Origin of the sequence: Campylobacter concisus (assembly GCF_003048555.1) — a bacterium.
GTDB classification, from domain to species: Bacteria; Campylobacterota; Campylobacteria; order Campylobacterales; family Campylobacteraceae; genus Campylobacter_A; species Campylobacter_A concisus_AO.
This window is the reverse complement of the sequence record NZ_PIRR01000071.1, coordinates 1-5,851: the sequence shown is the minus strand read 5'-3', so window position 1 is coordinate 5,851 and position 5,851 is coordinate 1. Positions and strand designations below refer to the sequence as shown.

General features: G+C 40.7%; 5 protein-coding genes and 1 pseudogene. 2 read left to right on the top strand and 4 right to left on the bottom strand.

What is annotated here, in order from left to right; genetic code table 11:
- Nucleotides 1–98 precede the first annotated feature (98 nt).
- The 4 genes from CVS92_RS08730 to galU all read right to left on the bottom strand — a co-directional run bounded on the left by CVS92_RS08730 (nucleotide 99) and on the right by galU (nucleotide 4,338).
- Nucleotides 99–1,688 carry an ABC-F family ATP-binding cassette domain-containing protein gene (locus CVS92_RS08730; RefSeq protein ID WP_107789193.1) on the bottom strand — a complete coding sequence of 530 codons (1,590 nt, stop codon included), beginning with the start codon at nucleotides 1,686–1,688 and terminating at the stop codon, nucleotides 99–101.
- Between the two features lie 62 nt (nucleotides 1,689–1,750).
- Nucleotides 1,751–2,296, bottom strand: coding sequence for a DUF1287 domain-containing protein (locus CVS92_RS08725; protein ID WP_107789192.1), 546 nt, complete (start codon nucleotides 2,294–2,296; stop codon nucleotides 1,751–1,753).
- A 3-nt stretch (nucleotides 2,297–2,299) separates the two neighbouring features.
- Entirely contained in the window at nucleotides 2,300–3,520 is a 1,221-nt protein-coding gene (locus tag CVS92_RS08720) for a glucose-6-phosphate isomerase (protein ID WP_107789191.1), read from the bottom strand.
- Nucleotides 3,517–4,338, bottom strand: a complete 822-nt coding sequence (galU, locus tag CVS92_RS08715; protein WP_107789190.1) for a UTP--glucose-1-phosphate uridylyltransferase GalU — start codon at nucleotides 4,336–4,338, stop codon at nucleotides 3,517–3,519. The genes CVS92_RS08720 and galU overlap by 4 nt, the downstream gene beginning before the upstream one ends.
- A 126-nt stretch (nucleotides 4,339–4,464) precedes the next feature.
- Here galU and CVS92_RS08710 point away from each other — a divergent pair, with 126 nt between their 5' ends.
- The gene (locus CVS92_RS08710; RefSeq protein WP_107789189.1) at nucleotides 4,465–5,106 is read left to right on the top strand and encodes an IMPACT family protein; all 642 of its coding nucleotides are present in this window, start codon (nucleotides 4,465–4,467) and stop codon (nucleotides 5,104–5,106) included.
- A 40-nt stretch (nucleotides 5,107–5,146) separates the two neighbouring features.
- Nucleotides 5,147–5,809 (top strand): annotated as a pseudogene (lgt, locus tag CVS92_RS08705) (prolipoprotein diacylglyceryl transferase); the annotation flags it as partial.
- Nucleotides 5,810–5,851: the final 42 nt, after the last annotated feature.

The window sequence follows — 5,851 nt, the reverse complement described above, 5'->3', positions numbered from 1 at the left end:
AGATTGCTCTATAAATTTTTAATATTTAGTTTTATTATTTACTTAAAATATTATCGGTGTATATTAGCTCCTAGTGGGTTAGGAGCTAATGAGGTAAATTATCCTTCAAGGCCTAAATTTGCTCTATACTCTTCGTATGTTCCTTTAAAATCAACAACCTCGCCATTGCCTTTTAGGTGTAAAATTCTATTTGCAAAGGCGTCTATTAGCTCCCTGTCGTGGCTCACACAAACAACTGAGCCATTAAAGTTATAAAATGCCTCGCCAAGCGCGATGATAGCCTCAAGATCAAGGTGGTTGTTTGGCTCATCCATGACAAGTAAATTTGGTCTATGAAGCATGAGCTGAGCTAGCCTTACTCGGTGTTTTTCGCCACCACTTAGCGCGCCCACTGCCTTTTCTTGCTCAGCGCCACTAAAGAGCATCCTACCAAGACACTTTCTGATCTCGTCGATGTCCTTGTTTTTGGCATCTTGCAAGTATTCATAAAGCTTTAGCTCGCCATCTATCTTATTTACCGTATCTTGGGCAAAATATCCTAGCTCGATGGTTGCGCCTATATGCACCTCGCCAGTATCAGGCTTTAGCTCGCCCATTATGATCTTGCAAAGCGTACTTTTACCAACGCCGTTATGACCGATGATGGCTAGCTTGTCGCCCTTTTCAAGCTTAAAGTTAAAGTTTTCAAATATCACCTTATCATCAAATTTCTTACTTATATTTTTTAGCTCTATTAGCTCGTTTCCTATCTCACGGTTTGCACGAAATAATATGCTTGGATCGCGCCTGCTTGAGACTGCGATCTCGGCGATATCTAGCTTTTCAAGCTGTTTTGCACGAGAGGTTGCTTGCTTTGCCTTGCTCGCATTTGCTGAAAATCTCGCGATAAATTTCTCTAGCTCCTCTTTCTCTTTTAGCTTCTTATCACGCTCCATTTCGTGCTGCTTTGCGATCAAATTTGCAGCCATATACCAGTCGTCGTAGTTGCCTGAAAACTCGCGAATTTTCTTAAAATCCACATCCAAAATGTTTGTACAAACTCTATTTAAAAAGTGCCTGTCGTGGCTGATAACCACAAGTGTGCCCTCGTGGCGATTTAGCTCATTTTCTAGCCACGCGATCGCGTCTATATCAAGGTTGTTTGTCGGCTCGTCTAAAAACAAGATGTCTGGCTTTGGAAAAAGCACTTGAGCTAGTAAGACCTTAACTTTATCTGAGTTTTCGACCTCGCTCATGAGCTTATCAAATTCATTTAGCCCAAGCGAGCTTAAAATTTTTTCTATCCTAGTCTCGTACTCGTAGCTTGGATCCTCCTCGGCACTTATCATCTCAAGCTCACTTAAGCGCTCATTTATCTCATCTGTAAATTCCTCGCTCATATAAAGCTTTTCTTTCTCTTTGACAGCGTCATATAGGCGCTTGTTGCCATAAAGCACCGCATCTTTTAGTGTGAAATTTTCAAACGCAAACTGATCTTGCCCAAGCACGCCAACCTTTAGTCCATTTTCTATGATGATCTCGCCGCTAGTTGGCTCGATAGCTCCGCTTAAAATTTTTAAAAATGTCGATTTACCAGCGCCATTTGCACCGATTAGTCCGTATCTGTTGTGGCGATTTAGCTTTAAATTTACATCCTCAAATAGCAAACTGCTTGCAAATCTTTGAGTAAGTCCCCTAACTTCTAACATTATTTTTCCTTGAATTTATTTTTTTGCGATTTTGCCTAAAATTTGATTAAAAAGCCATTTTGCTACTTTAGCCTAAAATGCCCTGTGATCTTGTAGCTATAAAGTATGTTTTCTTCTTGCACGCCAGAGCCGATATTGTGGATGACAAGCGGCGTTTGGCCTTCAAATTTATCTGAAATCACGCCGATGTGAGGTAGATTTCTTGGCAGCATCCATGTGACGATATCCCCTGGCAGAAATTTATCATCGCTCACCTCAAAACCTTTTCTTTTTAGATAGGTAGCGATGTTTAAAACACGCCTGTGATCGATGTTTTTATCAGCCTTTTTAAGGCCCCATTTTTTAGGATAGCTTGCGAAATTTCTACTCATATCTTCAAAAATGAGCCTTTGCAGATCCATATCCTGATGACGTAGTGCCCTTACCACAACGTCGGTGCAAACGCCCTTTTTGATATCCACGTCGCCCATTGGGTAAGCGAGCCGCTCATAGCTTGGATCGTAACTTAGCGTCACACCGATCTGCGACCTAGTGTCATTTACAAATTTACTCGCCGAAAAGGCAAAAATTTGTGTGGCAAAAAGAGCTAAAAGTAGAAATTTCTTCATTTTCTACTTTAAAAGCATAGTTTTTAGGATACGTTTTCCTATCTCAACGCCTGGCTGATCGTAGGTGTTGATGCCTAACATGATGCCAGTGGCCGAGGTAAGCAACTCGTAGTAGAAAATGAGCCAGCCAGCGTGAAACTCATCAAGCCTCTCAAGCGTGATAGTATCGACACTTATGCCCTCTTGCACCAGTGCCATAGCTGTCGCATCGCACTGCAAATTTATAAGCTCATTTAGGCTTAGACCCGCTACAAAATCGCACTCTTCAAGCTCTTTTAGACTAAAGCTTGGGATAGTCTTGTCACTTGCGTGATCTTTTATCTTTATAAATGTCACGCTCTTATCTTTTACGCCGTCCATGATAAGCTGCAAAAAGCTGTGCTGATCGCGGCTGCCGACAAGTCCAACTGGCGTAAGACCAACCCTTTTATAGCCTCTTTTTTTACCAAGGCTCTCCGCCCAAAGCTGCACGTACCAGTCGTTAAATTCAAAAAATCTATCGCAGTAGCTAAAAATGACATTTATACTGGCATTTCTGCTAGTGGCGTAGTGGTAAGCTTTAGCGACTATGGAGCTATCTTTTTGCTCGATGTATTGCTTCTTGCAAGCAAGTGCGCCCTCCAGTAGTGCCTTTATATCATATCCGCAGATGCCAAAAGGCACAAGACCGATCGCACTTAGCACGCTAAATCTCCCGCCAACATTTTTTGGAATGTTAAAAAATTTAATGCCATTTTCTTTGGCAAAATTTTCTAAATTTGTCTCAGGATCGGTGATTATGAGGAAATTTTTGCCTAAATTTTGAGGTTTAAAGTCATCAAGCAAGCACTTAAAAATAGTGATCGTCTCGATAGTGTTGCCTGATTTTGAACTTATTACAAAAAGTGTCTCGTCAAATTTTAGCCCACTAAGCGTGCTTTTGTAGCTGCAAGGATCGACGTTATCTAAAAACAAAAGCTCTCTTTTTATCCCCTTTGTGCCTTCAAGCATCGATTTTAGCGCCTTTACGCCAAGACTGCTACCGCCAATGCCAACTAGCACGACGTTTTTGATATGAGCAAGGCCCTTTTCATACTCCTCGATCTCGCCAAGTAAATTTTGCCCAAGCACTGGCAAGTGATAGTAGCCTATCTCGCCGCTTTCGTACTCGTCGTTTATGCGTTTGGCGTAGGAGTCAATAACCTCGCTGCTTGCAAAGTTAAATTTAAATGAAGTCTCTATCATTTACTGCGCTCGTAAAAGAAATTTGTAGCCTCGACAAAGCCATCAATGCTGCCACAGTCAAACCTCTTGCCCTTAAATTTATAAGCCAGCACCATGCCATCTTTTGCCTGCGCTTTTAATGCGTCCGTAATCTGAATTTCACCGTTTTTACCTGGTTTTGTTCGCTCTAAAATGTTAAAAATATCTGGCGTTAGAATGTAGCGCCCGATTATCGCTAAATTTGTCGGAGCCTCGGCAGGATCAGGCTTTTCAACCATATCATCGACCATTATGAGATCATCTTCTATAAACCTACCGCTTACGACGCCATAAGATTTAGTCTGCTCTTTTGGCACCTCCATCACAGCTACGACGCTGCAGCGATACTTTTCATAAATTTTAACCATCTGTGAAAGCACGCCCTCACCATTTTCATTTATGCATAAATCATCTGCCAAAATGACCCCAAAAGCCTCATCACGAACTAGCGTTTTGCCCGTATAAATAGCATGTCCAAGCCCTTTCATGGCATTTTGTCTCGTAAATGAAAATGTGCATGAGCTCATTAAATTTCTAACTTCGCTAAGCAAAGACTCTTTTGAGCTACCTGCGATCTCTTTTTCTAGCTCGTAGCTGATGTCAAAATAGTCCTCAAGCGCCCTTTTCCCGCGTCCTGTGACAAAGGCCATATTATCCATGCCAGCCTCTAGCGCCTCATCAACGCCGTAGTGAATGAGCGGTTTTGTAAGGATCGGCAACATCTCTTTTGGGAGCGATTTTGTAGCTGGTAAAAACCTCGTTCCATATCCAGCCGCTGGAAATAGGCAAGTTTGTATCATTTTAGTCCTTCATAAAAAATTGCAAAATTCTACTATCTTTTCCTTAATAATATAAATTTGTCTGAATTTACAAGGCTTTAATTAGCAAATTGATAAGATTTTTGAAATTTTATAAAAAGAGCAAATTTGCAGACGATTGATAGGATTTTTAAAGCCCAGCTTGATATAAAAAAGTCAAATTTCTTAGCATTTTTATGCCCGATAAGCGAATTTAAAAGCTTGCATGAACGCCTAAAAGAGGAGCATTTTAAGGCTGTTCACGTAGTTTGGGCGACAAGGGAATTAAACAAATACGGACAAATTGTTGAAAATCAAAGCGACGATGGCGAGCCAAAGGGCACTAGCGGTCAGCCAAGCCTAAACGCGCTAAGGGGCGCTGAGCTAATAAATGTTGGTGTCTTGATAGTTCGTTACTTTGGTGGGATAAAGCTTGGCACTGGAGGGCTAGTCAGAGCCTACTCAGGGGCTGTAAATGAAGCGATAAACGAAGCCATAAAAGATGGTGGCGTGATGAAATTTGAGATAAAAGATGAGGTTAAATTTTTTACGCCATTTTCGCTGATGAGCCGCTTTGAGCACTACTTTGCCACTAAAAATTTAAGTGAGTTTGAAAGAGATTTTAATGACCTTGGAGCAATCTGGAGCATAAATTTAAATGAAGCTGAGTTTGCCGAGCTTTTTAAATTTTGCAAAGAATTTGAAGCAAGTGAGTTTAAATTTTTAGCCCTTGCACTTAGTGGCAAGAGTTTATTCGCTCATCAAAGCTAAATCATTGTAAAATCGCAAAAATTCTAAAAAGAAAGTAAAAATGGAAATTTGGAACGACATTTATAACCACTTTGACCCGGTAGCATTTAGCGTCTTTGGCTTTAGCGTGCACTGGTACGGGCTTATGTATATTTTAGCCCTTGTTTTAGCGCTTGCCATGGCAAAATATCTCGTTAAAAAAGATAAAATCCCAATCTCAAATCAGCTCTTGGATAATTACTTTTTCTGGGTTGAAATAGGCGTTATTTTAGGCGCCAGGCTTGGCTGGGTTTTAGTATATTCAGGCGAAGTAAGCTACTACTTGACGCAACCTTGGCAAATTTTTAATCCATTTCATAACGGCGAGTTTATAGGAATTCGTGGCATGAGTTACCACGGAGCAGTAGTTGGCTTTTTGCTTGCAACATATCTATTTTGCAAAAGGTATAAACAAAATTTATGGCAGCTACTTGATCTTTGTGCCGTTTGCATACCTTTTGGCTATACATTTGGCAGGATTGGGAATTTCTTAAATCAAGAGCTTTTTGGACGAGTTACGGATGTGCCTTGGGCGATAAATGTTTTTGGCCAGCCAAGGCATCCTAGCCAACTTTATGAAGCATTCTTAGAAGGTTTAGTTATTTTTATTATTTTATTTTTATATAGGAAATTTAAGAAATTTAATGGCGAGCTGATCGCGCTTTATGCTATTTCTTTCTCTTATACTCATCGGATGCTGCCGACGATCTGTCTTTTGTAGTGCTGG